At 73.1% G+C, this 24,359-nt stretch carries 21 protein-coding genes; 13 read left to right on the forward strand and 8 right to left on the reverse strand.

The features are described from left to right. The 5 genes from AB0D46_RS14980 to AB0D46_RS15000 form a co-directional block, all read left to right on the forward strand. The coding region (locus tag AB0D46_RS14980; protein WP_362877736.1) for a hypothetical protein at positions 1–257 on the forward strand (257 nt) is incomplete at its 5' end. A gap of 71 nt (positions 258–328) precedes the next feature. Continuing rightward, positions 329–2,140, forward strand: coding sequence for a family 43 glycosylhydrolase (locus tag AB0D46_RS14985; protein ID WP_362877737.1), 1,812 nt, complete (start codon positions 329–331; stop codon positions 2,138–2,140). 214 nt (positions 2,141–2,354) lie between these two features. Beyond that, complete coding sequence (locus AB0D46_RS14990; protein WP_362877738.1) at positions 2,355–3,713, forward strand: peptidoglycan DD-metalloendopeptidase family protein; 1,359 nt, start codon at positions 2,355–2,357, stop codon at positions 3,711–3,713. A gap of 227 nt (positions 3,714–3,940) precedes the next feature. Beyond that, positions 3,941–5,314, forward strand: a complete 1,374-nt coding sequence (locus AB0D46_RS14995) for an MFS transporter (protein ID WP_362877839.1) — start codon at positions 3,941–3,943, stop codon at positions 5,312–5,314. A 27-nt stretch (positions 5,315–5,341) separates the two neighbouring features. Beyond that, positions 5,342–7,237 (forward strand): GAF domain-containing protein, encoded by a 1,896-nt coding sequence (locus tag AB0D46_RS15000; RefSeq protein ID WP_362877739.1) that lies wholly within the window; start codon positions 5,342–5,344, stop codon positions 7,235–7,237. Positions 7,238–7,336: 99 nt separating this feature from the next. Here AB0D46_RS15000 and AB0D46_RS15005 read toward each other — a convergent pair whose 3' ends face one another. Further along, on the reverse strand, positions 7,337–8,620 hold the full coding sequence (locus AB0D46_RS15005) for an MFS transporter (protein ID WP_362877740.1): 1,284 nt from the start codon (positions 8,618–8,620) through the stop codon (positions 7,337–7,339). A gap of 348 nt (positions 8,621–8,968) precedes the next feature. Between AB0D46_RS15005 and AB0D46_RS15010 the strand changes: the two genes are divergently transcribed. The 3 genes from AB0D46_RS15010 (at position 8,969) to AB0D46_RS15020 (ending at position 12,177) form a co-directional block, all read left to right on the forward strand. Next, the gene (locus AB0D46_RS15010) at positions 8,969–9,376 is read left to right on the forward strand and encodes a hypothetical protein (protein WP_362877741.1); all 408 of its coding nucleotides are present in this window, start codon (positions 8,969–8,971) and stop codon (positions 9,374–9,376) included. Positions 9,377–9,733: 357 nt separating this feature from the next. Beyond that, positions 9,734–10,873: a PLP-dependent cysteine synthase family protein gene (locus tag AB0D46_RS15015; protein ID WP_362877742.1), complete on the forward strand. Its 1,140-nt coding sequence runs from the start codon at positions 9,734–9,736 to the stop codon at positions 10,871–10,873. Then, positions 10,873–12,177 carry an MFS transporter gene (locus AB0D46_RS15020; protein WP_362877743.1) on the forward strand — a complete coding sequence of 435 codons (1,305 nt, stop codon included), beginning with the start codon at positions 10,873–10,875 and terminating at the stop codon, positions 12,175–12,177. The genes AB0D46_RS15015 and AB0D46_RS15020 overlap by 1 nt, the downstream gene beginning before the upstream one ends. Here the strand turns inward: AB0D46_RS15020 and AB0D46_RS15025 are convergent. After that, the gene (locus tag AB0D46_RS15025; protein WP_362877744.1) at positions 12,156–12,869 is read right to left on the reverse strand and encodes an intradiol ring-cleavage dioxygenase; all 714 of its coding nucleotides are present in this window, start codon (positions 12,867–12,869) and stop codon (positions 12,156–12,158) included. The two genes, AB0D46_RS15020 and AB0D46_RS15025, sit on opposite strands and share 22 nt — an antisense overlap. A 188-nt stretch (positions 12,870–13,057) precedes the next feature. After that, a complete protein-coding gene (locus AB0D46_RS15030) occupies positions 13,058–13,270 on the reverse strand; it encodes a hypothetical protein (RefSeq protein WP_362877745.1) in 213 nt (70 codons plus the stop codon). A gap of 112 nt (positions 13,271–13,382) precedes the next feature. On the opposite strand from AB0D46_RS15030, the gene AB0D46_RS15035 reads away from it, so the two are divergent. After that, entirely contained in the window at positions 13,383–14,504 is a 1,122-nt protein-coding gene (locus tag AB0D46_RS15035) for a sulfite oxidase (protein ID WP_362877746.1), read from the forward strand. A 48-nt stretch (positions 14,505–14,552) separates the two neighbouring features. Here AB0D46_RS15035 and AB0D46_RS15040 read toward each other — a convergent pair whose 3' ends face one another. Then, positions 14,553–15,281 (reverse strand): SOS response-associated peptidase, encoded by a 729-nt coding sequence (locus tag AB0D46_RS15040; protein WP_362877747.1) that lies wholly within the window; start codon positions 15,279–15,281, stop codon positions 14,553–14,555. Positions 15,282–15,621: 340 nt separating this feature from the next. Between AB0D46_RS15040 and AB0D46_RS15045 the strand changes: the two genes are divergently transcribed. The 4 genes from AB0D46_RS15045 to AB0D46_RS15060 all read left to right on the forward strand — a co-directional run bounded on the left by AB0D46_RS15045 (position 15,622) and on the right by AB0D46_RS15060 (position 19,527). Continuing rightward, on the forward strand, positions 15,622–16,086 hold the full coding sequence (locus AB0D46_RS15045) for a DUF2199 domain-containing protein (RefSeq protein WP_362877840.1): 465 nt from the start codon (positions 15,622–15,624) through the stop codon (positions 16,084–16,086). Positions 16,087–16,328: 242 nt separating this feature from the next. Then, the gene (locus tag AB0D46_RS15050; protein ID WP_362877748.1) at positions 16,329–16,586 is read left to right on the forward strand and encodes a hypothetical protein; all 258 of its coding nucleotides are present in this window, start codon (positions 16,329–16,331) and stop codon (positions 16,584–16,586) included. A 208-nt stretch (positions 16,587–16,794) separates the two neighbouring features. Next, entirely contained in the window at positions 16,795–17,295 is a 501-nt protein-coding gene (locus AB0D46_RS15055) for a hypothetical protein (protein WP_362877749.1), read from the forward strand. Between the two features lie 159 nt (positions 17,296–17,454). Next, positions 17,455–19,527, forward strand: a complete 2,073-nt coding sequence (locus AB0D46_RS15060) for a SpoIIE family protein phosphatase (protein ID WP_362877750.1) — start codon at positions 17,455–17,457, stop codon at positions 19,525–19,527. Between the two features lie 27 nt (positions 19,528–19,554). Here the strand turns inward: AB0D46_RS15060 and AB0D46_RS15065 are convergent, their stop codons facing one another. The 4 genes from AB0D46_RS15065 to AB0D46_RS15080 form a co-directional block, all read right to left on the reverse strand. Then, a complete protein-coding gene (locus AB0D46_RS15065) occupies positions 19,555–20,772 on the reverse strand; it encodes a PP2C family protein-serine/threonine phosphatase (protein ID WP_362877751.1) in 1,218 nt (405 codons plus the stop codon). A 94-nt stretch (positions 20,773–20,866) separates the two neighbouring features. Continuing rightward, positions 20,867–22,903, reverse strand: coding sequence for a prolyl oligopeptidase family serine peptidase (locus AB0D46_RS15070; protein WP_362877752.1), 2,037 nt, complete (start codon positions 22,901–22,903; stop codon positions 20,867–20,869). Positions 22,904–22,997: 94 nt separating this feature from the next. Further along, positions 22,998–23,267: a hypothetical protein gene (locus tag AB0D46_RS15075; protein WP_362877753.1), complete on the reverse strand. Its 270-nt coding sequence runs from the start codon at positions 23,265–23,267 to the stop codon at positions 22,998–23,000. A gap of 88 nt (positions 23,268–23,355) precedes the next feature. Then, positions 23,356–24,267, reverse strand: coding sequence for an aldo/keto reductase (locus tag AB0D46_RS15080; RefSeq protein ID WP_362877754.1), 912 nt, complete (start codon positions 24,265–24,267; stop codon positions 23,356–23,358). Positions 24,268–24,359: the final 92 nt, after the last annotated feature.

The raw sequence follows: 24,359 nt of genomic DNA on the forward strand, positions 1-24,359 counted from the left end.
AAGTCGGCGGAGCAGCCGGAACACTCTTCGCCGGCGGAGCAGGCCTCTTCGCCACCAACCCCACCAACGGCGACCTCTACAAAATGAACGGCCCCGACAACTGGGCCAAGATCGGCGGAGCCGGCCACCAGTTCGCCGTCGCCGCAGACGCGATCTACGGCCTGTCACCCAACAGCGACGCGGTCTTCAAGTGGTCCGGCAACGGCACCACCTGGCACAAGGTCGGCGGCCCCGCCTCCTTCATCGCGGGCCGGTAGTCGGCGACGTCATCAGCGGACGGACCCGGGCTTACCGGGCCGGGCCCGTCCGCCCTTCTCTCTGGAGCCACGTGTTATCACGCATCACCCTGGCTGCCGCTGCCTTGGTCGCGGTCTCACTCGGGGTACTCCCCGCCGTCGCCGCCCCGGCACCTGACCGACTCCCCTCCACCGCCTCCGCGAACACCGCCTCCGCGAACACCGCCTCGACGGACACCGCCTCGATGAACGCCGCCTCGGCGAACTCCGGCTCCGTGACCACCGGAGACTTCGTCCGCGTCTACGACCCCGGCGCCGGGGAGTCACAATCCTGGTACATCAACGACCACACCCTGATCCGTGACGAGGCCACCGGGACCTGGCACCTGTTCGGCATCACCCACGCCGAACCGGCCGACCCGGAGAACGAGGACTCGTTCGCACACGCCACGGCACCCGGCCTGCGCGGGCCGTGGACCAAGCAACCCATGGCCCTGACGGTCGACCCCTCCTACGGAGAGTCGCACCTGTGGGCACCGCACGTCATCCGCTCCGGCTCCACGTACTACATGTTCTACGCGGGCGGGCAAACCATCGGTGACCCGTCCAGGAGCCAGATCAACCTGGCCACCTCCACCGACCTGATCCACTGGGAACGGCGGCCCGGAGGGCCACTGTTCCGTGACGGACAAGAAGCACGCGATCCGATGGTCACCCGGGTCGGTTCCCAGTGGGTGATGTATTACACCGCCACGGAGACGGCCACCGGGGGACGCAGCATCGTCGCGTACCGGACGAGTCCGGACCTGATCACCTGGAGCCCGCGCAAGACCGCGTTCACCGCCCTCGGCGACGGCTGGACCGAATCCCCGTACGTGATACAGCGCAACGGCCTCTGGTACCTGTTCATCGGCGGCTCCGCAACGGCCGATTACGTCGGGGCCGAGGTGTACGCCGGCTCCGATCCGCTGCACTTCCCGGCCACCGGCCAAGTGGGCCGCCTGCCGTCCCACGCCGCCGAGGTCGTCACCGACCACGACGGGAGCCAATGGCTGAGCAGCGCGGGCTGGGGCACCGGCGGAGTGGACCTGGCTCCGCTCACGTGGCGGGCACGGCCCTACACCCCGCACCATCTGTACGCGCTGAGTCCCGACAAGAGCGCCGTCCACCAGCGGACGGGCGGAAACTCCTGGAAGAGGATCGGCGGACCGGCAGGCACACTGATCGGCGGCGACGGTGGCCTGTTCGCCACCAGCCCCACCACCGGCGACATCTTCACATACAGCGGCACCCCGGACAGGTGGACCAAGGTCGGTGGACCCGGAGCCCAGTTCGTCGTCACCGACGGCACGCTGTACGGGCTCGGCCCGGACAGGAAGGCCGTCTTCCGGTGGACCGGATCAGGAACCACCTGGACGAGGATCGGCGGACCGGCGGGCACGCTGTACGCGGGCGGCGCCGGCCTGTTCGCCACCAACCCGACCACGGGCGACATCCTCAAGTACAACGGCACCTCGGACAGCTGGACCAAGGTCGGCGGACCCGGAAAGGCCTTCGCGGTCACCAACGAGGCACTGTACGGCCTGTCGCCCAACGGGGGTGCGGCCCTGAAATGGACCGGGTCGGGCACGACCTGGGTCAAGGTCGGCGGACCGGCCGGAACCCTCTTCGGCGGTGGCGCAGGGCTGTTCGCCACCAACCCCACCAACGGCGACCTCTACAGGTTCAGCGGCGTACCGGACAACTGGTCCAAGGTCGGTGGTCCCGGGAACGCCTTCGCGGTCGCCGGTGACCGGCTCTTCGGGTTGAGCTCCGACAAGAGCGGCGTCTTCCAGTGGTCCGGGTCGGCGACCTTCCAATGGACCAAGGTCGGCGGGCCCGCCGCGAGCATCGTCACCGACTAGTGCTGTGGCCGGAAAGGTTTGCCGGGTCGCGGTGTTCGGTGCGGTGCATCGCAAGGCGGAGGGCCGCGGCTCGTACTGGACGTACTTCCGTGGTCCGACAACGCGGCGAGGTGCCGTGCCGGGCGCCGCGACCCGGTGGACCTTTCCGGTCACAGCACTAGCGATCGCCCCACGCTTCCCCCTCCCGTATCGCACCCTCGTCCCAAGGAGACGTATGAAGATCAGATGGGCCGGCTTCCTGGCGGCGGCAGCACTGCTGCTCGCTCCGGTCACAGCCCTCCTGCCCGCCGCCCCGGCCGCGGCCTCGGCCTCGACCTCGGCAGCCCCGGAGGCGGACGCCGCGGTCGCCAATACGCCCCCGTTCCAGCTTCCCATTCCCTGCGGGCAACGGTGGACGACGTCCACGCACGATGGACACGCGAGCCAGTACATGCTCGACATGGTCTCGGCCGGTGGAGCCACCCAGGGCACACCCGCCCTGGCCTCGGCGGGCGGGCGCGTCGTCACCTCACAGTTCGACAGCCAAGCCGGAAACTTCATCGTGATCGACCACGGCGACGGCTGGCAGACCCGGTACCTGCACCTGGACCGGCGCGATGTCGCCGTCGGCAACGACGTGGAGCAGGGCCGGCAGATCGGCACCGTTGGCAACACCGGCAGCTGGACCACCGGGGCGCACTTGCACTACGAGCAGAAGCTGAACGGCTCCGTCGTGCAGACCACCTTCGACGGGCGCCTCGTTCCCGTCAAATGGGAGTACAACCAGCACTACGAGACGAGCACGAACTGCGGTGTGTCCGCCGGCAGTAGCCTGTTCGCCCAGTCCCCGGACCGTTCCGCCGTGTTCCAGTGGTCCGGCAACGGGACGACCTGGAACAAGGTCGGCGGAGCAGCCGGAACCCTCTTCGCCGGCGGAGCGGGCGTGTTCGCCACCAACCCCACCAACGGCGACCTCTACAAAATGAACGGCCCCAACAACTGGGCCAAGATCGGTGGACCCGCCAAAACCTTCGCCGTCACCGGCAACGCCATCTTCGGCCTCTCCCCCGACGGCACCGCCATCTTCCAATGGACCGGCAACGGCACCACCTGGAACAAAGTCGGCGGAGCAGCCGGAACAATCTTCGCCGGCGGAGCAGGCCTCTTCGCCACCAACCCCACCAACGGCGACCTCTACAAAATGAACGGCCCCAACAACTGGGCCAAGATCGGCGGACCCGCCAAAGCCTTCGCCGTCACCGGCAACGCCATCTTCGGCCTCTCCCCCGACGGCACCGCCATCTTCCAATGGACCGGCAACGGCACCACCTGGAACAAAGTCGGCGGAGCAGCCGGAACAATCTTCGCCGGCGGAGCAGGCCTCTTCGCCACCAACCCCACCAACGGCGACCTCTACAAAATGAACGGCCCCGACAACTGGGCCAAGATCGGCGGAGCCGGCCACCAGTTCGCCGTCGCCGCAGACGCGATCTACGGCCTGTCACCTAACAGCGACGCGGTCTTCAAGTGGTCCGGCAACGGCACCACCTGGCACAAGGTCGGCGGCCCCGCCTCCTTCATCGCGGGCCGGTAACCGACTCATTCCAAGTGGCCCACCGGAGCTGTCCTCCGTCGCGAGGGTTCCGGTGGGCCGCTTCCAGTTCGTCGAGGCACGCCGAGGGGATCGGTTCGGGCCGTGTGGTGGCCGGACACACCCGGCGGTGCCTGATTGTGATGACGAGCACCATATGACGCCGACCTGGGTACTCCTACGTTGTGGCCACACCCGACGCCCCCGTAGACCCCCTGGAAGTGGTGCACATGGTCTCCTCCGGAACCGCCCCGACCGGTCCCTCCGGCATCAGGCGCATCGTCGCCGCGAGCCTCGTCGGCACCACCGTCGAGTGGTACGACTTCTTCCTCTACGGGTCCGCCGCCGCCCTCGTCTTCAACACGCTGTTCTTCCCCTCCAGCGACCCCCTGGTCGGGACCCTCCTCGCGTTCCTCACCTACGCCGTCGGCTTCGCCGCCCGCCCGTTGGGCGGGATCGTCTTCGGGCACTACGGCGACCGGATAGGTCGCAAGAAGCTGCTGGTGCTCAGCCTGCTGCTGATGGGCGGCGCCACCTTCGCGATGGGACTGCTGCCCACCCACGCGAGCATCGGGGTCGGCGCGCCGATCCTGCTCACGGTGCTGCGGCTGGTGCAGGGCTTCGCGCTGGGCGGCGAATGGGGCGGGGCCGTCCTGCTCGTCGCCGAGCACGGCGACGACCGCAACCGGGGCTTTTGGGCGTCGTGGCCGCAGGCCGGCGCCCCGGGCGGCAACCTGCTCGCGACGGGCGTCCTCGCGCTGCTCGCGGCCGTGCAGTCCGACGAGGCGTTCCTCGCCTGGGGGTGGCGCGTGCCGTTCCTGCTGTCGGGGGTGCTGGTGGTCATCGGGCTGTGGATCCGGGTCTCGGTGTCGGAGTCGCCCGCGTTCCTGGAGGCCCGGGCGCGGGCCGAGGCCGAGGAGGCGGCGGGCGAGCGGCGCAAGCCGCCGGTCGTCGAGGTGCTGCGCACCGGCCGGCGCGGCATCCTCACCGCGATCGGGACCCGGCTCGGGGAGAACGTCTCGTACTACATCCTGACGGCCTTCCTGCTGGTGTACGTCACCGTGCACCTCCAACTGCCGAAGAGCGACGCGTTGAACGCGGTACTGATCGGCTCGGCCGTGCACTTCGTGACGATCCCGATGTGGGGCGCCCTGTCGGACCGGATCGGCCGCCGGGCGGTGACGCTCGTCGGGTCGGTCGGCATGGCCGGCTGGGCCTTCGCCTTCTTCGCCCTGCTGGACACCAGGTCGTTCCCGGTGATCGCGGTCGCGGTGACGGCCGGGCTGCTGTTCCACGGGGCGATGTACGGCCCCCAGGCGGCCTTCATCTCGGAGCTGTTCGACACCCGGGTCCGCTACTCCGGCGCCTCCATGGGATCCCAGTTGGCCTCCATCCTGGGCGGCGCCCTGGCCCCGATCATCGCGGTCGAGCTGCTGCGGGAGTACGACTCCTCCCTCCCCGTTTCCCTCTACCTCTGCGCGGCGGCGCTGGTCACGACGGTGACGGTGCTGCTGGCCCGGGAGACCAAGGGCCGCAGCCTGACCGGTACGGACCGCGCTCCTACCGGGGCGGCCCGTCCGGAGTCGGCCCCCGTCGGCCGCTGACCGGCCGCCGCCCGTAGGCTCACGCCCGTGACGGACGCGGACGGCCCCGGGACCCGGGCAGGCGTACGGGACCTGCTCGGCCTGCTGGCCCAAGGCGCTCCCGCCGAGGACCTCGCCCGGCCGGTGGCGGACGCCCGAGCCGCCGGCGCCCCTGCGGGGGTGCTCGCCGAGCTGGAGGACGCCACGCGCGCGGCGCTGGACGTCCATCGCACGCTGGCCCAGCACCGGACCCGCGAGGCCGAGTTGACGGCACTGTTCGACACGGCGGGCGACCTCGCGGCGTTGCGCGACCTGGACGCGGTCCTGCGGGCGATCACCCACCGCGCCAAGCAACTGCTCCACACGGACGTCACGTATCTCTCGCTGAACGACGAGGGCGCGGGCGACACCTTCATGCGGGTCACCGACGGTTCGGTGTCGGCCGCGTTCCAGCAGTTGCGGCTGGGCATGGGCGAGGGGCTGGGTGGGCTCGTCGCCCAGACCGCCCGCCCGTACGCCACCGGGGACTACCAGACCGACCCGCGTTTCCGGCACACCCGTCCGATCGACGAGGCGGTCGGCGAGGAGGAACTGCACGCCATCCTGGGGGTGCCGCTGCGGCTCGGGTCGAAGGTGATCGGTGTCCTGTTCGCCGCCGACCGCAGCCCCCGCGAGTTCTCCGCACGGGAGGTGGCGCTGCTGTCCTCGCTCGCCGACCACGCGGCGATCGCCATCGACGGGGCCCGCCTCCTGGAGGAGACCCGCCGGGCGCTGTCCGAACTGGGCGTCGCCTCCCGGACCATCCAGGAGAACAGCGACGCGCTGCGCCGCGCGGAGGAGGCCCACGACCGGCTCACCGGGCTCGTCCTGCGGGGCGGTGACATCGCGGAGGTGGCCGCGGCCATCGGGACGCTCCTCGACGGGGGCACCCTCGTCCACGACGCCGACGGGACGGAGCTGGCCCGTTCCCGGACCGGTTCCCGGCCCGCGCCCGCCGAGGCCGTGGCGGCCTCCCGGGCCGGCGGCCGGGCCGTTCCGCTGGACGGTACGTGGGTGTGCGCGGTGCTCGCCGGTCCGGAGATCCTGGGCAGCGTCACCCTGACCGGCCGTCCGGGGCTCGACGACGCGGGGCGCCGCCTGTTCGAACGGGCCGCGACGGTCGCGGCGTTGTTGCTGCTGCTGCGCCGTTCGGTCGCCGAGACCGAGGACCGGATACGCGGTGAACTCCTCGGTGACCTGCTCGGTCCCGCGGCGGATCCGGCCGCCCTGGCCGTCCGCGCCCGCCGGCTGGGCGTCGACCTCGCGCGGCCCCAAGCCCTCTTCGTCCTGCACAGCGACGCCGCGCCGCGGCCGCGGCTGCTCGCCGCGGCGGCCCACCAAGCGCGGGCGCGGCGGGGCTTGGCGGGCGTCCACCACGACCACGCGGTGCTTCTGGCCCCGTCGCGGGCGCCCGGTCCCGACGCCGTGGCGCTGGCCTCGGCGCTCGGGCGGGCGGTGGGAGGCCCGGTCACGGTCGGCGCGGCGGGTGCGGACGGCGACCCCGCCGTGCTGCCGGCGGCGCACGCGGAGGCCCTGCGCTGCCTGTCGGCGCTGCGGGCCCTGGGGCGCGCCGGGGAGGGCGGGACGCTGGCCGGTCTCGGATTCCTGGGGGTACTCCTGGGTGAGGGCCCTGACCTGCCGTCCTACGTACGCACCACGCTCGGGCCCCTACTGGAGTACGACGAGCGGCGTGGCAGCGAGCTCGTGCACACCCTGCGGGTCTACTTCGCGGCGGGGATGAGCCAGTCCAGGGCGAAGGACCTGCTGCACGTCCACGTCAACACGGTCGTCCAGCGCCTGGAGCGCATCGGCCGACTGCTCGGCCCGGACTGGCAGTCCCCCGACCGCTCCCTGGAACTGCAACTCGCGCTCCGGCTGCACCAGGTGTCGGGCGGGGACGCCTGACGGTTCGACGGGCACGGCCGAGGGCGGACGCGGCGCCCGGCGGCGGTGTCCGAGGCACAGGATCCGTGGGCCTCGTGGGGCAGCGCACGGCGTCCCCGCTCAACGGCGTCCCGGGTGGTCGGCGCGACGGTCCGCGTCCGGTGTCGCGGCGTCGCGGGTGCCGCGGCGTTGGACGACGAGCACGGCGAGGGCGGCGGTCAGGGAGACGAGCCCGCCGACCCACAGGCCCGAGCGGGCTCCCCAGTGTTCGGCGAGCCAGCCGAGCAGGAGCGCCCCCACGGGGGTGGTGCCCTGCATGATCAGCGCGTAGAGGGACATGACCCGACCGCGGAACTGCGGATCGCTGCCGAGTTGGATGCGGTGGTTCGTGGCCTGCGCGAAGGTGATCGAGGCGAATCCGGTGGCGGCCAGCAGGACCAGCGCGGCGGCGAAGGTGGGCGCCAGTGCGGTGAGGGTCTCCAGCAGGCCGAAGGCGATGGCGGACGCGACGACCAGCGAGGCGGAGGGTCGGCCCCGACGCGCGGTGGTGACGAAGGCCGCGAGCAGCGAGCCCACCGCCAGCGCGCTGGCGAGCAGCCCGAACGCGCGCGGGTCGGCGTGGAACACGGTCTTGGCCAGGAGGGGGAGGGTGAGTTGGAAGTTGAAGCCGAACATCCCGACGACCCCCACCAGCACCATGGGCAACAGCAGGTCCGGTCGGCCCCGGACGTACGCCAGTCCGTCCGCGACCCGGGTGGCGCCGGGTTTCGGGGCGGTGCCGCGTTGGAGTTCGGCGGGCCGCATGGCCAGCAGGCTGAGCACGGTGGCCAGGTAGCTGACCGCGTTCAGCACGATGACGGGGCCGGTGCCGAGGCCGCTGATGAGCAGGCCGGCGAGGGCGGGGCCGACGACGCGTGCCGCGTTGAAGTAGGCGGCGCTCAGGGCGGAGGCGTTGGGCAGGAGTTCGGCGCCGACCATTTCGCTGATGAACGACAGCCGGGTCGGCACTTCCACCGCGTTGACCGTGCCGAGTCCGAGGGCGAAGAGGTAGACGTGCCACAGTTCGGCTCCCGGGAGGAGGACCGCGAGCGCGAACAGCAGGGACAGGACTCCGGAGGCGGCGTTCGCGCAGATGAGGAGTACGCGTTTGTCGTACCGGTCGGCGAGCCTGCCGCCGGTGAGGGTGAGCAGCAGGACCGGAGTGAACTGCAGGGCGGTGACCAGACCGAGGGCCGTGCCCGAGTCCCCGGAGAGGGACAGGACGAGCCAGTCCTGGGCGACGATCATCATCCAGGTGCAGGTGACGGACAGGAGTTGGCCGCCTGCGAAGAGCCGGAAGTTGCGTACGGACAGGGCCTCGAAGGTGCGCTTGAGCCTGCTCGCTTGCGCACCGGGGGCGGTCACGGAGGCTCCTCCTTCGATCCGGTCGGGTGTCGCGCCCGACCGGCAGGTCCCCACGCGCCCGTTCTTGATCGAACCGTACCCACGGGCAGCCATTCGCTGTTTTGAAATATGCATTCCTTGACATGGAATTGCACTTTCCCTGACGGAATTTAACGTCCAATGGCCGTGACGTCGGCCTCCCGGCCGGCTTCGGCGCGGCGCGGATCCGCAGGACGGTCCGTACACGCGGTGGAGGGCCCGCGCACGGCGAACGGCACTCAATTGACGATCCTCACCCTCACGAGGCCTGTTTTCCCATGTCCGAATCGACATCCACCGTCGGACGGAAGGGAGCGCTAGCATCACGGCATGGTCACAGCCCGCCCGCACCGCACCTCGCGGGCCCGCCCTCGCGCGGGCCTGCTGCGCCTGCTCGCTCTGACCGTGCTGCTGACGGGCCTGTTCTGCGCGCACGGCACCGCCGCGCAGGACGGCGCCCTCCATGCGGGCCCCGGCGCCCCGGGCGTATCGGTGACCCACGCCGTCACCCATGCGGCGCCGGCCGAGGTGCCCGACCCGGGCCGTGATCCCGTGCATCCGGCGCACGAGTGCGCCCCGCTGCCGCCGCACCAGGGAGCCGTGTCGGAGGCCTCGACCGCCGCCCCGCACACCGAACCCGGATGCGTACGGGCGGGCCCTCACGACCACTGCGGCGGGCTCGCTCAGGCCGCGCCGGGGCCCGTACCTCCCGTCACCTCGGCCGTCCTGCGGATGTAGGGGCCCCGCCCGGCCCGGGAGGGCGGGGCGGCGGGTCCGGGGTGCCGCGCGCACCGACGCCGAACGGCCGGGCCCGCCCCACGGTTCGAGCCGCCCGATCGCCCCGCCCCGTACGCCGTACGCGCGCGGCCCGGCGATCCGCCGACGGCTCCGCCCGCGCCCCGGTACAGCCCCCCGCCCGCCGTCCGCCCGCCGTCAGCCCCGCCCCGACCGGCGGCAGCCGCCGGCGTTCTCGACCCGTGCCTCCCCACACGGGATCCGCCGCCCCGGCCGATCCCGCAGGACCGTTCGCCCGTGGGAAGGCCCGACGACGCCCGCCCGTGCGACCACCGGTTCCATCGACCGAGAGCGGAAACGATGCATCCCCCCATCACCGGCCTCACACCCCCCAGCCGCGCCTCCCTGTCCGGGCTGGTCGGCAACACTCCCCTGCTGCGCGTCTCGGACCCGCTGTCCCGGACCGACCGCGGGTTCTGGGCGAAGCTCGAAGGTTTCAACCCCGGCGGCATCAAGGACCGCCCCGGCCTCCACATGGTCGAACGGGCGCGCGCCCGGGGCGACCTCGCGCCCCGGGCCCGGGTCATCGAATCCACCAGCGGCACCCTGGGCCTCGGGCTCGCGCTGGCCGGCATGGTCCACGGGCATCCCGTCACCCTGGTCACCGACCCCGGTCTGGAGCCCTCCATGACCCGCCTGCTGACCGCGTACGGGGCGCGGGTCGACGTCGTCGCCGAGCCGCATCCCGTCGGCGGGTGGCAGCAGGCGCGCCGGGACCGGGTCGCCGAGCTGACGCGACGCCATCCGGGTTCGTGGTGCCCGGACCAGTACAACAACCCCGACAACACCACCGCGTACACCGGGTTGGCCCTGGAACTCGCCGCCGAGCTGGGGCACATCGACGTCCTGGTGTGCAGCGTCGGCACCGGAGGGCATTCGGCGGGCGTCTCCCGCGTCCTGCGCCAGCTGTATCCGGGGCTGCGGCTCGTCGGGGTGGACACGGTGGGTTCCACGATCTTCGGGCAGCCCGCCCGGAACCGACTGATGCGGGGCCTCGGTTCGAGCATCCATCCGCGCAACGTCGCCTACGAGCAGTTCTCCGAGGTGCACTGGGTCGCCCCGGCGGAAGCCGTCCACACCTGCCGCCGGCTCGCCGCCTCGCACTACGCGGCGGGCGGTTGGAGCGTCGGCGCGGTCGCCCTGGTCGCCGGCTGGTTGGCCCGGACGCTGCCCCGCAGCGCCCGCATCGCGGCCGTCTTCCCCGACGGCCCGCAGCGCTACCTCGGCACCGTGTACGACGACGACTACTGCGCCGACCACGGCCTGTTGGACGCCCCGCCGGCTGCCGAACCCGACTCGATCCGCCGCCCGGACGAACGGGAGGTGACCCGCTGGACCCGGTGCGCCGACGTCGTCGATCCGCTGGCGCCCGGTGCGGTGGGCGGGTCGGGTGGCTCCCCCGACGCGGCGGGCACGGCCGGTGCGAAGGAGCGGGCCTGATGCAGGGCACCCTCGCGCAGGTCCGCTCGTACGACCGCTGCGTCCAACTGTTGATGGTCAACCAGTTCACCATCAACCTCGGGTTCTACATGCTCATGCCCTATCTGGCCGCGCACCTGGCGGGGCCGCTCGGGCTCGCCGGGTGGACGGTCGGTCTGATCCTGGGCGTGCGCAACTTCAGTCAGCAGGGGATGTTCCTGATCGGCGGGACGCTGGCCGACCGGTTCGGTTACAAGCCGATGATCATCGCGGGGTTGGGGCTGCGCGTCGCCGGGTTCGCCACGCTCGGGCTGGTCGGATCGGTGCCCGCGCTGATCGCCGCCTCGGCGGCGACGGGCCTGGCCGGAGCGCTGTTCAACCCGGCCACCCGGGCCTACCTGGCCGCGGCCTCGGGCGAACGCCGGGTCGAGGCGTTCGCCCTGTTCAACGTCTTCTACCAGGCGGGCATCCTGCTGGGCCCGCTGGTGGGGATGGTGCTGACGGGCATCGGGTTCCGCGTCACCTGCCTGACCGCGGCGGCGGTGTTCGCCGTACTGGGCGTCGTGCAGATCCGGGCCCTGCCCGCGCGGCGGGGCAACGACGCCGGGGACCGGGCGTCCGGTCCGCGCGAGCGGGTGCTGGTCCAGTGGCGCGGCATCCTCGCCAACCGGTCGTTCCTGCTGTTCTCCCTGGCCATGATCGGCTCGTACGTCATGACCTTCCAGGTGTATCTGGCGCTCCCCCTGGAGGTGCGGCGCCTCGGCGGTGACGGCGGGTTCGGCACGGCCTCGGTGGCGGCCCTGTTCGCCGTGTCGGGGCTGAGCACGATCCTCCTCCAGACCCGGGTCACCGCGTGGTGCAGGGCCCGGATGGAGCCGGGCCGCGCCCTCACCTGGGGGCTGCTCGTCATGGGCGCGGCGTTCCTGCCGCTGCTGGCCGCCTCGCTGGTGACCGTGGAACCGGCCGGAGCGGGGGCGAAGGTGCTGGCCGCGGGGCCGCCGGCGGTGTCGGCGCTGATGCTGGCGCTGGGCACGATGATCGCCTACCCCTTCGAGATGGACACCATCGTCCGGCTCTGCGGGGACCGTCTCGTCGCGACGCACTACGGGTTCTACAACACCGTCTGCGGCCTCGGCATCGCCCTCGGCAACCTGCTCACCGGGGCCGCGCTGGACGCCGCGCGGGCCGCGGGCCTGTCGGCGCTGCCCTGGCTCGCGCTCTGCGCCCTCGGCCTGGGCTGCACCGCGGCGGTGTACGCGCTGCACCGCACGGGGCGCCTGACTCCGGTGCCACCGGCGAGGGTTCAGGCGATGCCGACGGTGTAGGAGGCGCGGTAGCCCCTGCCGTCGGCGACGGGCTTCAACGTCATGTCGGCGCCGGCGGCCCGGTAGCGGTCGTCGCGCTCGTTGGGGTGCTTCGGGGCCCGCCGGCGGTCGTAGGGGGCGAGGGCGTACGCCCGCAGGAGGAGGTCCTCGGGGAAGAAGAACTGCGAGGTGGTCCCGGCGCCCGCGTCGGGACGCACCTTGAAGTGGATGTGCGGGGCCAGGCCCGCGTACCAGCCGGGCACGATGGTACGGAACACGGCGCGGCCGCCGGCGTCGGTGATCTGCGTCCCGCGCAGGAAGGTGGCCTTGCCGGTCGAGTAGGTGCCCGAGGAGTCGGCCTGCCAGATGTCGACGGCGGCGTCCGCGAGGGGCCGGCAGCCCGCCGACATCCGGACCACCGTCAGATCGAGCCGCACGGGTACGCCGCCCCGGCCCTCGGTGACGTCGGAGCGGACCTTGTCGAGGTCCAGGTAGTACGGGCCTTCGCCGGCTTCGGCCGTGAGCACGCAGCCGGGGGCGGTGGAGCCGGCCGACGGCAGCGCCGCGGGGTCGGCCGGCGTCCGCCGCGCCGGGGACCCGCGGTCCCCGGTCGCGCTCGAACAGGCGGCGGTCAGTGCGGCCGCCCCGGCCGTTCCCGCCGCCAGCAGCACGGCGCGACGGCGGGTCAGGGAGGTGTCGTCGTACTCGGCCATGCGAACCCCTCGCAGCGTTCCGGGACCGTCGCACGCGGACGGCCGCCCACCGCGCCCACGGTGCCGGACGGTGTGCGCCCGCCCCGGCACCGACACGAACGACCAAGCTTTCGGCCCAGGGCGGACGGGGCCCACAGGGGCGACGGCCGGTGCCGCGCGGGCCGCCGGCGGGCGCCGTCAGGTCGGGCTCACGGGAAGGGTTCGTGCGAGGAGCGGAAGCCGTCGCGGCGCATCCGGTCCCGCACCGCCCGCCAACCGTCCTCGGGCGGGGCCGCCGGACCGGCGGCGCGCCGGCCGGTCGGGGGCGCCTCCGGTTCGGCGCGCTCGTGGAGGGTTCCGGCACGCACCACCGCCCGGACCCGGACCAGGTCGGCGAAGCCCCGTCGTGCGGCTCCCCTCACCGGAGCGCCGTCGAACCGACCCCGCAGGGCGTCGGCGACGACGTGCCGAACCCTTTCGCGAGCGCGACGATGACGGCGTGCCGAACCCCTTCGCGCGCGCGACGATGGGGTGATGGAGGGCTCCCTCAGCGACGTCAGCACCCCGGGGCGGATCGCGGACGACGGGGAGGGCATCAGCGCGCAGGAGCTCGCCCTCGCCGCCCGCAACCACGGGCTCCCGCTGGAGGCCCTGCGCTACGAGGTCACCCCGGCCGGGCTGCACTACGTGCTCGTGCACTACGACATACCCCTGGCGGACGACGCCGGCTGGCGGCTGTGTGTCGGCGGGCTCGTGCGCAGACCCCTGGAGCTGGACCTGTCGGCGCTGCGCGCCCTGCCCGCCGTCACCCACCGGGTGACGATGGAGTGCGCGGGCAACGGTAGGGCCCGGCTGTCGCCCCGGCCCGTGAGCCAGCCGTGGCTGCTCGAGGCGGTGGGCACGGCGGACTGGACGGGCGTCCCGCTGCGGACGGTCCTCGCGGAGGCCGGGGCGCTGCCGGGAGCGGTCGAAGCCGTCTTCACGGGCGCCGATCACGGGGTCGAGCGGGGCGTGGAGCAGGACTACCGGCGCAGTCTGCCGCTGGGGGTGGCCACCGGCGAGGACCCGCCGGTGCTGCTCGCCCACACGATGAACGGGGTACCCCTGCCGCCGCAGCACGGGTACCCGCTGCGGCTGGTCGTACCGGGCTGGTACGGCATGGCGCACGTGAAGTGGCTGCGGGACATCACCCTGACCGACGTTCCGTTCACCGGCTTCCAGCAGAGCGTCGCCTACCGGTACCGGCAGGCAACCGACCTCCCCGACGACCCCGGGGTTCCCGTCACCCGGATCCTGCCGAGGGCCCTGATGGTTCCGCCGGGCTTCCCCGACTTCATGTCGCGGGCCCGCGTCGTACGGCCGGGCCCGGTGCGGTTGGAGGGGCGTGCCTGGTCGGGCGGCGGGCCCGTCGTACGGGTCGAGGTGAGTACGGACGGGGGCACGTCCTGGGTACGGGCCCGGCTGGCGGCCCGGGAGCCAGGCGGGTGGGCCTGGCAGGCGTGGCGCTGCGACTGGACGGCCACTCCCGGCACCCACACCCTCGCGGCCCGCGCCACCGACGCCGAGGGCCGCGCCCAACCCTTGGAACAGCCCTGGAACCTCGGGGGTTTCGGCAACAACCTGGTCCAGCGGGTACCGGTGCTGTGCTGCCGCTGAGCCGCGACGAGGGCCTCCGGGGCGGGCTTGCGGGCAAGGCGGGCCGCTCTACGCGTCGGCCAGCAGCTCGGGGCCGTTGTTGCGGACGTTGTTCACGGCGGTGGACACGGCACGGACGTCCAGCCGGCCGCCGGAGGGGGCCGCGAGGAGGGCGCGCAGGGCGTGCGGGTCCTGGTGGCCGGGATCGAGCCAGCTGTCGTAGTCGGCCGGCGCGAGGGCGAGCGGCATCCGGGGGTGGACGCGGCCGGCGGCGTCGGTGGCCTCGGTGGTGATGACGGTGCAGGTCGCCCACCAGGCGGCCGGGTCATCCGCGTCGGCCACGGAGGGATCGCGCCAGAACTCGTACAGGCCTGCCATCGCCATGATCCCGCCGTCCTCGGGGCGGATGAAGTACGGCTGCTTGTACGCCTTCGCGTGCTCGGTGGCCGCCACGGGCTGCCATTCGTAGAAGCCGTCGGCGGGCAACAGGCAGCGGCGCTTGGCGAACGCACGCCGGTAGGCGGGCTTCTCCTCGACCGTCTCGACCCTGGCGTTGATCATCTTGGCCCCGCTGTTCGGGGCCTTCGACCAGGACGGCACCAACCCCCACCGCAGCGGGCGCAGCTGCCGCTCCCACACCCCGCTCTCTCGGTCCGCTCGCTCCAGCACCGCCCACACCGGGTCGGTCGGAGCGACGTTCCAGCTGGGGGGAACCTCGGAGTCGCCCTCCCACCGGGTGACCCCGAACAGCCCGCTCAGGTCCTCGGGCCCCCGGGTGGCTACGTATCGACCGCACATCCCCCCACCCTGCCACGCCCTCCACCCCCACGCCCCGACCCCGCCGCCCACCGGCGCAGGTTCTTCGGACCCGGCAGGTGCCTCCCCGGGTGGTGGGGGTGGTCACTAGTGCTGTGACCGGAAAGGTCCACCGGGTCGCGGCGCCCGGCACGGCACCTCGCCGCGTTGTCGGACCACGGAAGTACGTCCAGTACGAACCGCGGCCCTCCGCCTCGCGATGCACCGCACCGAACACCGCGACCCGGCAAACCCTTCCGGCCACAGCACTAGGCTCGGTGGCATGAGTGATGATCTCGGATTCTCCTGCGTCCGTTGCGGCGCGCACCATGCGGAGGTGCCGATGAACTACACGGCGCAGGCTCCGGCCGGGTGGGACGCGGCGTTGGCCGACGCGGAGGGCTGCCTGCTCTCCTCGGAGCAGTGCGTGATCAACGCACAGCACTATTTCGTCAAGGGCATGATCGAGATACCGGTCATCGGCAGCACGGAGGTGTTCTCCTGGGGCGTCTGGGTCTCCCTCAGCCCGGAGAACTTCTCCCGCACGGCGGACCTGTGGAACACGCAGGGCCGGGAGTCCGAGAGTCCGTACTTCGGCTGGCTCACCACCGACCTGCGGCTCTACCCGCGCACCACCCTCAACCTGAAGACCCGTGTCCACACCCGCCCGGTCGGCGAACGCCCCTCCGTCGAACTGGAGCTCACCGACCATCCCCTCGCCGTCGAGCAACGGACGGGCATCACGTGGGACCGCGTGCGCGAGATCGCCGCGGCCTTCCTCCACCCGACCGGCGACGGCCCGTGGTGACATCCCACGGAACGGCGATCGCACGGGCCGGGACCGCCCGAGGTCGCCGGCGGGCGGCCGTCGGCGCGGCGAACCCGGACGCCCTCGCGCTCCTGGACGAGCACGGCCGCACGAAGCGGATCCGCGCCACGGCCCGAGCCGGCCTCGGGCGACCGGACTCCGGCGACGCGGATCCGCAGGTACCCGCCGGGCGCCAGGGGTGTCCGGATGCGGGGGTGCGGGTGGGGCGGGAGGGTGGGGGGATGGAGCACGCACCGATCGTCGTACACCGCATCTCGCCGTCCGGGGGTCGGCGGGTGACCCTGCGCACCCCGGGGGGCGAGGCGGCCCTCGGTGTCGCGCACGAGGACCGCGACGTGATCGAGTTCCTGCGCCGCGCGGCGGTGCCCGACCCGGACGACCTCGTGCTGGGCGGGGACTCCACCCTGCTGGAGTGGCAGGGCGACGGGCCGCACGTCTACGAGGCCGAGGCCGATCCGGTCCCGTCCGACCTGCCCTGACCGTCGCCGCGTCGGTCTCCGGAGCGGTTCTCCCCCGCCACCCGCGCCGGCGGCCGAATTCCGGCCAATTCATGTTGTGCTCATGACATCTCAAGACCCCTGTGGGAATCTCCCTGGCGCACGCACCGCAGTGCACCGCAGTGCGCGCTCCGCACTCCGCACCGCCCTCGCGCCACACCCCCACAAGGACGTGTCAAGGAGGAGCGACATGAAGCACCTCGCGAAATTCGCCGTGACGATGGTGGCCGTCGCGGCCACGGTCGGCGCCGCCACGACCGCCGCAGCGTCCGGTGGCGCCGCCGACCGCAAGGTCGACGGCGTCATCGTCGTCGCGGGCAACACCTGCACCTGGACCAACGCGAGCACCAGCGCCGAACCGCCCGCCGCCCTGACGGTCGACCGGGCCACCATCAACAAGCCGGGCGGCAACCTCGCCTGCGACGGCGGCATCAAGGCCACCCTCAACAACAACCCGGCGTTCACCTTCGACGACGCGGCCGCCACCGCCCGGGCCGACCTCATCGACATCACCGGGCAGGCGAGCTTCATCACCTGTCGCTACAAGGCGTCGAACATCGTCTGGGACCGCGACGGCGCCACCCGTACGTACGTGAACCAGCCCTTCACCGCCACCAAGGCCTCGGGCAGCTTCCTGTGCCCGGGTTCCGTCGCCACCCCGGCCGGCGGCGCCTCCATGCTGTTCCGCTGACCGCTGAACGGCCGATCGTTCCCGGTTCCGAGCAGGACCGCCCCCGCCCGGAACCGGGCCCGTACCGCCCCCGCGGCCCCCCGCCCGCCACACCGGGCTCGCAGGTCGGCGCACGGGGCCGCAGCATGGAAGCACGCGCCCTGGACGAGGAGGCCGGTCATGGCCGAGGAGGACTCCCCTCAGCATGCCGCCGGTCCCCTGGTGGGGGCGGCGACAGCAGGAGGGTTGCTCGACGTCCTCGGCGTGGCCTCCATCGTCCTGGACGACCGGGGCCGGATCAGGCTGTGGAGCCCGCAGGCCCAGACCCTCTTCGGGTACACCGCCGAGGAGGCCTTGGGCCAGTACGCGGCGCAGCTGCTGGTGGAGGAGGGCCACCGCGACGAAGTGCTCACCCTGTTCGCCCACGTCATGACCGGTGAGGGCGCTTGGGCCGGATCGTTCCCCACCCGGCACCGGGACGGCCGGACCGTCATCGTGGAGTTCCGCAACATGCGGCTGGAGGCCGAGAGCGGTCGGCGGTACGCACTCGGTCTGGCGTCCGAGCAGGCCACCCTGCGGCGCGTCGAGCGGGACCTGGCCCTGTCGCTGCGCCTGGTCGACCAGTCCCCCATCGGCCTGGCCGTCCTCGACACGAACCTGCGGTACGTCCTGATCAACCCCGCCCTGGAGCGGATCAACGGGGTCCCCGCGGACCAGCACCTGGGTCGGCGGATCGGGGAGGTGCTGCCCTTCCTCGGCTCGTCCGCCATCGAGGCGCGGATGCGCCGCGTCATGGAGACCGGCGTACCGATGCTCGACGAGTTCACCACCGGCCGGATCCCGGGGGACAGCGGTGACGAGCACGCCTGGCTGGTGTCGATCTACCGGCTCGACGACCAGGCCTCCCGGACCATCGGGGTCGCCGTGTCCGTCGTGGACGTCACCGAGCAGCACCGCACGGCCGTGTCCGCCGCGCACGCCCGGCGCCGGCTGTCCCTGATCGCGGACGCCTCCGTCCGCATCGGCACCACCCTCGACCTCGACATCACCGCCCGGGAACTGGCCGACGTCGTCGTCCCGGAGGTCGCCGACATCGCCGCCGTCGACGTGCTCGACACCATCCTGACCGGCACCCGGCCCGGTGAGGCGTCGCGGGACGGCTCCGTGCGGTTCCGTGCGCTGGCGCTGAAGTCGGGCTACCGCAATGCGGCCGAGGACGCCGCGGACCCCGTCGGGGAGGTGACGCTGTACGGTCCGGGCCGGCTGGTGACGCGCTGCGTCCGTACGGGCCGGCCGGTCCTCGTACCGCGGGTGCTCCCCGCGGACCTGCCGCGCATCGCCCGGAACGAGGAGGCGGCCCGGATGCTGGGCGCGGCCGGGCTGCACTCCTACCTGGCGGTCCCGCTGATCGCCCGCGGGCAGGTCCTCGGCGCCCTCGACCTCAAACGGACCCGCAACTCCGCGCCCTTCGGGCAGGACGACGTCCTGCTCGCCTCCGAGCTGGCCGCGCACGCGGCCGTGTCCATCGACAACGCCCGCTGGTACCAGCGCGAGCGGCACACCGCCCTCGCCCTCCAGCGCCACCTCCTGCCGCAGGACCCCCGCACCGCCCCGGGACTGGAGATCGCCTACCGCTACCAGCCGGCCGGGGCCGCCGACGAGACCGGCGGCGACTGGTTCGACGTCGTCCCGCTCCCCGGGGACCGGACCGCGCTGGTCGTCGGCGACGTGATGGGCAGCGGCATCAACGCCGCCGCCACCATGGGGCAGCTGCGGGCCACCGCGCGGGCGCTGGCCCGCCTCGGGCTGGAGCCCGCGACGGTCCTCACCCACCTCGACGCGGCGACCGCCGACCTCGGCGAGGCCATGGCCACCTGCGTGTACGGGGTCTACGATCCGCACACCCGGCTGTGCCACATCTCGACGGCCGGGCACCTGCCGCCCGTGCACCTGCGCCCCGGCCGTCATCCGCGGCTGTTGCGGCTGAGGACGGCGGTGCCGCTGGGCGTGGGCGGGGTGCCCTTCCACACCACGAGCGTGACCCTCGGTCCCGGTGACGAGCTGGTCCTCTACACGGACGGCCTGGTCGAGACCCGTGACCAGGACATCGACACCCGGCTGCTCACCCTGACCGACCTGCTGGCGGGACCGCACCGCCCGCTGGAGGACACCTGTGACCTGTTGCTGTCGGCCCTGCGCCGCCCCGACACGCACGACGACGTGGCCCTCCTCATCGCCCGCGCCTTGCCGTAGGCCTGCCCGTGGACCGGTCGGCACCGGTCAGCCGTGCGGGGCGCGGGCCCTGACGCGGGCGGCGAGGACGGCGACGTCGTCCTCCGCGTGCCGTGCGTCCAGGCCGATCACGACGGCGTCGGCGACCTCGGCCACTCCCCCGCCGGCCGGGATCCGCAGGGCCGTGAGGCGGTCCAGGGAGGTGTCGATGTCCTCCCCGCGCCGCTCGACGAGTCCGTCCGTGTACAGCAGCAGGGTGTCGTCCTCGCCGAGCGGATGGGCCACGGACTCGTAGCCCCCGAGGCCGGTGCCCAGTGGCGGTCCCACCGGGAGGTCGACCAGCCGGCCGACCCCGTCGGCCCCGAACAGCGCGGGCGGCAGGTGACCGGCACTGGCGTACACGGCAGTGCCGCGCGCCGGGTCGACCCGTACGAGGAGGCAGGTCGCCGGTCGGCGGGCCGCGTCCTCGGCGACGAGGGAGTCGAGCTGGCGCAGCACCCGGTGCGGGGGCAGGTCGGTGGAGGCGACCTCGCGCAGGGTGGAGCGGTAGGCGTTCATGTCCACGGCGGCGTCTAGGCCGTGCCCCATGACGTCGCCGACGACGAGCAGGGTCCGGCCGAAGTGCAGCCGTACGGTCTCGAACCAGTCGCCGCCGACGAGGGCGCTCGTCCCGACGGGCAGGTAGCGGCCCGCGACGAGGAGGTTGGGGTGCGGCCTGCCCGGGTCTGCGACGAGGGCCCGCTGGAGGTTCAGCGCGATGCTCTCGGTGGCGGCGAGCCGCCGGGCGTGGCGTACGTGGACGGCGGCGACCCGGGCGGCGAAGTGCAGGACCGCCGCTTCGGCGTCGGTGAAGCCGGTTCCGGAACGGACGGCCAGCAGGGTCCCGTACGAGGCGCCCTGCCGGGCGAGCGCGACGGACAGGCCGTGCACCGGGGCGCGGCCCGGGCGCTGGGTCCAGCTGCGCATCGGGTGTCCGCCGTCGACGGCCCGGACCGCGGGCCGCACGGCGCGCAGGGGGGCGCGCAGCAGGTGGGCGGCCCCGGCGACGGCGACGCGTTCGGTGACGCCGTCGATGGTCAGGTCGACGGCGGCGGCGTCGCCCAGGGTGCGCAAGACGTACGCGGCCAGTTCGCGGCAGGTGGTGCGTTCGTCGTCGGTCGTGCCGATCGCGTCGAGGGTCTCGGTGACGGTAGGTGGGACGTGCGGCCCGCGGTCGGGGGACGGCCGGGAGTCGGGGTGGGGGTGCGCGCCGTCGTGTTCCGACACAGTGCCTCCGCCCGTGGGGCGGCCCCGTGCGGGCCGCCGGCCCGCCCATTCCACCAGCCGCGGCGGCGGACGGGCCGGGCAGCGCGCCGGGGTTTCAGTGCCCGGGGGTGAGCCGCTCCCACAGGAAGGTGTGCACGAGGGCTTCGTTGAAGGCCGTCTGCGCGTGGTCGGTGGCGCCCGCGTGGCCGCCGCCGAGGTGTTCGTGGAAGAGCACGGGGTGGCCGTGTTCCCGCAGTCGGGCGGCCATCTTCCGGGCGTGCCCGGGATGCACGCGGTCGTCGCGGGTGGAGGTGAGCAGCAGCAGCGGAGGGTACGGGGGGCCCTCGGCGCGGATCCGGTGGTACGGGGAGATCCGCTCCAGGTGGGGCCGGTCGGCGGGGTCGTCGGGGTCCCCGTACTCGGCGACCCAGCTGGCCCCGGCGAGGAGCTTGTGGAAGCGGAGCATGTCCAGGAGCGGTACGTGGGCGACGACGGCGCCGAACAGGTCGGGGTCACGGGTGAGGACGGCGCCCATCAGCAGGCCGCCGTTGCTGCCGCCCTCGATGCCCAGTTGGGCGGGGGTGGTGATGCCGCGGGCGGTGAGGTCGCGGGCGACGGCGGCGAAGTCCTCGAAGGCGCGGACGCGGTGGGCGCCGAGGGCGGCCTGGTGCCAGGCCGGGCCGTACTCGCCGCCGCCGCGGATGCCGGCGACGACGTACGTGCCGCCGCGCGTGAGCCAGGTCCGGCCGGTGACGGCGCTGTAGTGCGGGGCGAGGGAGATCTCGAAGCCGCCGTACCCGTAGAGGAGGGTGGGTCCGGGGCCGGGGCGGTCCTCGGGGCCGATGACGAAGTAGGGGACCCGGGTGCCGTCCGCGGACGTGGCGAAGTACTGGTGGACGGTGAGGCCGGTGGTGTCGAAGAGGGCCGGGCCCCGCTTGACGCTCTCGCCGCCGTCGTCGGCGCCCGCGGTGCCGCGGTGGAGGGTGGAGGGCTGGAGGTGGCCGGAGACGTTCAGGAAGTATTCGTCGCCGACGTCGGGGTCGGTGCACACGACGGACGCCGTGGACAGCGGGGGCACCCCGGCGAGGGGGCGGCGCCGCCAGCCGTCCGGGCCGGGGGTGAGCAGCTCCATGCGGGAGCAGACGTCGGCGCGGATGCTGAGGATGAGGTGGTTGCGGGTCCAGTTGAAGTCGGCGAGGGCGGTGCGTTCGTCGGGGGTGAACAGGACGGCGGGCTCGCGCGCGCCGGCCAGGTAGGCGTCGAAGTCGAACGCCAGGAGGCTGCCGGGTGCGTGGCCGAGCCACGGCGAGCGGGTGGTGACCAGGAGCCACCGGCGGTGGACGGAGGCGTGCGCGTCGTCGGGTACGTCGATCCGCAGCGGTGGGGCGTCGCCGTCCTGCGGCAGGAGGAACAGTTGCTGGTTCCAGAAGTCGATCTGCCGGTGGACGAAGTCCCTTTCGAATCCGGGGGTGTCGTCGTGCCAGCCGCTCGCGGAGAGGTCCGTGGGCTCGCCCGTCCAGACGGTCTCGGCCCGGTCGAGGGGGGTGCCGCGGCGCCAGCGGCGGGCCTGCAGCGGGTAGCCGGACGGGGACATCGAGCCGGGGCCGAAGTCGGTGCCGATCCAGACGTGGTCGTGGTCGATCCAGCCGATGCGGGTCTTGGCCTCCGCGACCTCGAAGCCGCCTTCGACGAACTCCTTCGTCTCCAGGTCGAATTCGCGCACCACACTGGCGTCGGCCCCGTCGCGCGAGAGGAGCAGCAGCGCGTGCCGGTGGTCGGGGGCAAGGACGCGGCTGCCCGCCCAGGACCACTTCTCGCCCTCCGCGTCGGCGAGCGCGTCGAGGTCGAGGACGGTTTCCCAGGCCGGGTGCTCAGTGCGGTACTCCTCCAGGGTGGTGCGCCGCCAGATCCCGCGGACGTGGTCGGCGTCCTGCCAGAAGTTGTAGAGGTGCCGGCCGCGGCGGACCGGGTACGGGATCCGGCCGTCGTCGTCGAGGACCTCGCGCACGTCCTGCTCCAGCGGTTTGAAGCCGGGAGAGGCGGTCAGCGCGGCCACGGTTTCGGCGTTGCGGTCCCGGACCCAGTCGAGGGCCGCTTCGCCGGTCACGTCCTCCAGCCAGAGGTAAGGGTCGTTGGGGGCTTCTTCGCTCATCCGCCGATTGTGCCGCAGGCCCGGCCGGGCGACGTGCGCCTCCCGGGCCGGACCGGCCGGAACCCGGCCCGTGCCGGCCCGTCGGCGTCAGGGGTCAGTCGTCGAGGAGTCCGAAGCCCTCGGGGAACTCCTCCAGGAACTCGCGGCGGTCCGGGTCGACCTCGGCCTCGGCCATCGTCCCCAGCATGTCCGCCAGTTCGCCGCGCTGGTCGGCCGACAGCTCGCCCACGAGGTGGGCGACCCCCTCCAGGACCTTGACGGCGTCGTCCGCGTCCATGGGCTCCTCCTCGCTGTCCTCGACGAAACGGATTACGTCGACCAGGGCCTCGGCCAAGGCGTGGGTCAGCGACGGGTACACGGGCATGAGGGTGATCTCCCAGCAGGTTCACGACAATAGAGCCCGCTCATCCCACCACGGACCACCGACACCCCGCGCCCCGGGGCCGGGTTGATCAGGCCTCGCGCCGGTGGAGGCCTTCCAAGAGGGCCAGTTCGGACCCGGTCAGGCGCAGGGCGCCCGCCGCGACGTTGGCGACGAGGTGGTCGGGGTTGCCGGTGCCGGGGATGGCCAGCACGTGCGGGCCGCGGTGCAGGGTCCAGGCCAGGCGGACCTGGGCCGCGCTCGCGCCGTGCGCCCTCGCGACGGTGAGCACCTCCTCGCTCTCGGCGCCGCTCGCGCCGCCCTCGCGTCCGGTGGTGGCGATCGAGTAGAACGGGACGAACGCGATGCCCTGCTCGCCGCAGGAGCGTACGAACTCGTCCTGGTCGGGCCGCATCCCTATGCCGTACGGGTTCTGCACGCAGACCACCGGGGCGATGGCCCGGGCTTCGGCGAGCTGCTCGGGAGTGACGTTGGAGACGCCGAGGTGCCGGATGAGTCCGGCCTGTCGGAGGTCGGCGAGGGCACCGAAGCGTTCGGCGACGGAGTCGGTGCCGAGGATGCGCAGGTTGACCACGTCGAGGTGGTCCCGGCCGAGCTGGCGCAGGTTCTCCTCGACCTGGCCCCGCAGTTGCGCGGGGCCGGCGTGGGCGGTCCACGCGCCGGACTGGTCGCGGCCGGGTCCGACCTTGGTGGCGATGACCAGGTCGTCCGGGTAGGGGCCGCCCAGGGCGCTGTTGATCAGTTCGTTGGCGGAGCGCAGCGGGGAGAAGTAGAACGTGGCGGTGTCGATGTGGTTGACGCCGAGGTCGATCGCCTTGCGCAGGACGCCGATCGCCCGGTCGCGGTCCCCCGATACCGCGTCGGCGCGCAGCGCGGCGCCGTTCTGCGGGAGGCGCATCGCGCCGAAGCCGATGCGGTTGATCTCCAGGTCGCCGAGCTTCCAGGTCCCCGAAGCCGATGCGTGGGTCGATTCTGTGGTCATGGCGTGCATGATCACCCATGCGGCGGGACGGTCGCCAACGGATTGGCGGGCCGTACGCGGCGGGCCGCCGGGGCGGCTCGACGCGTACGGCC

Source organism: Streptomyces sp. NPDC048383 (assembly GCF_040651775.1).
In the GTDB taxonomy this organism is placed as follows: Bacteria; Actinomycetota; Actinomycetes; order Streptomycetales; family Streptomycetaceae; genus Streptomyces.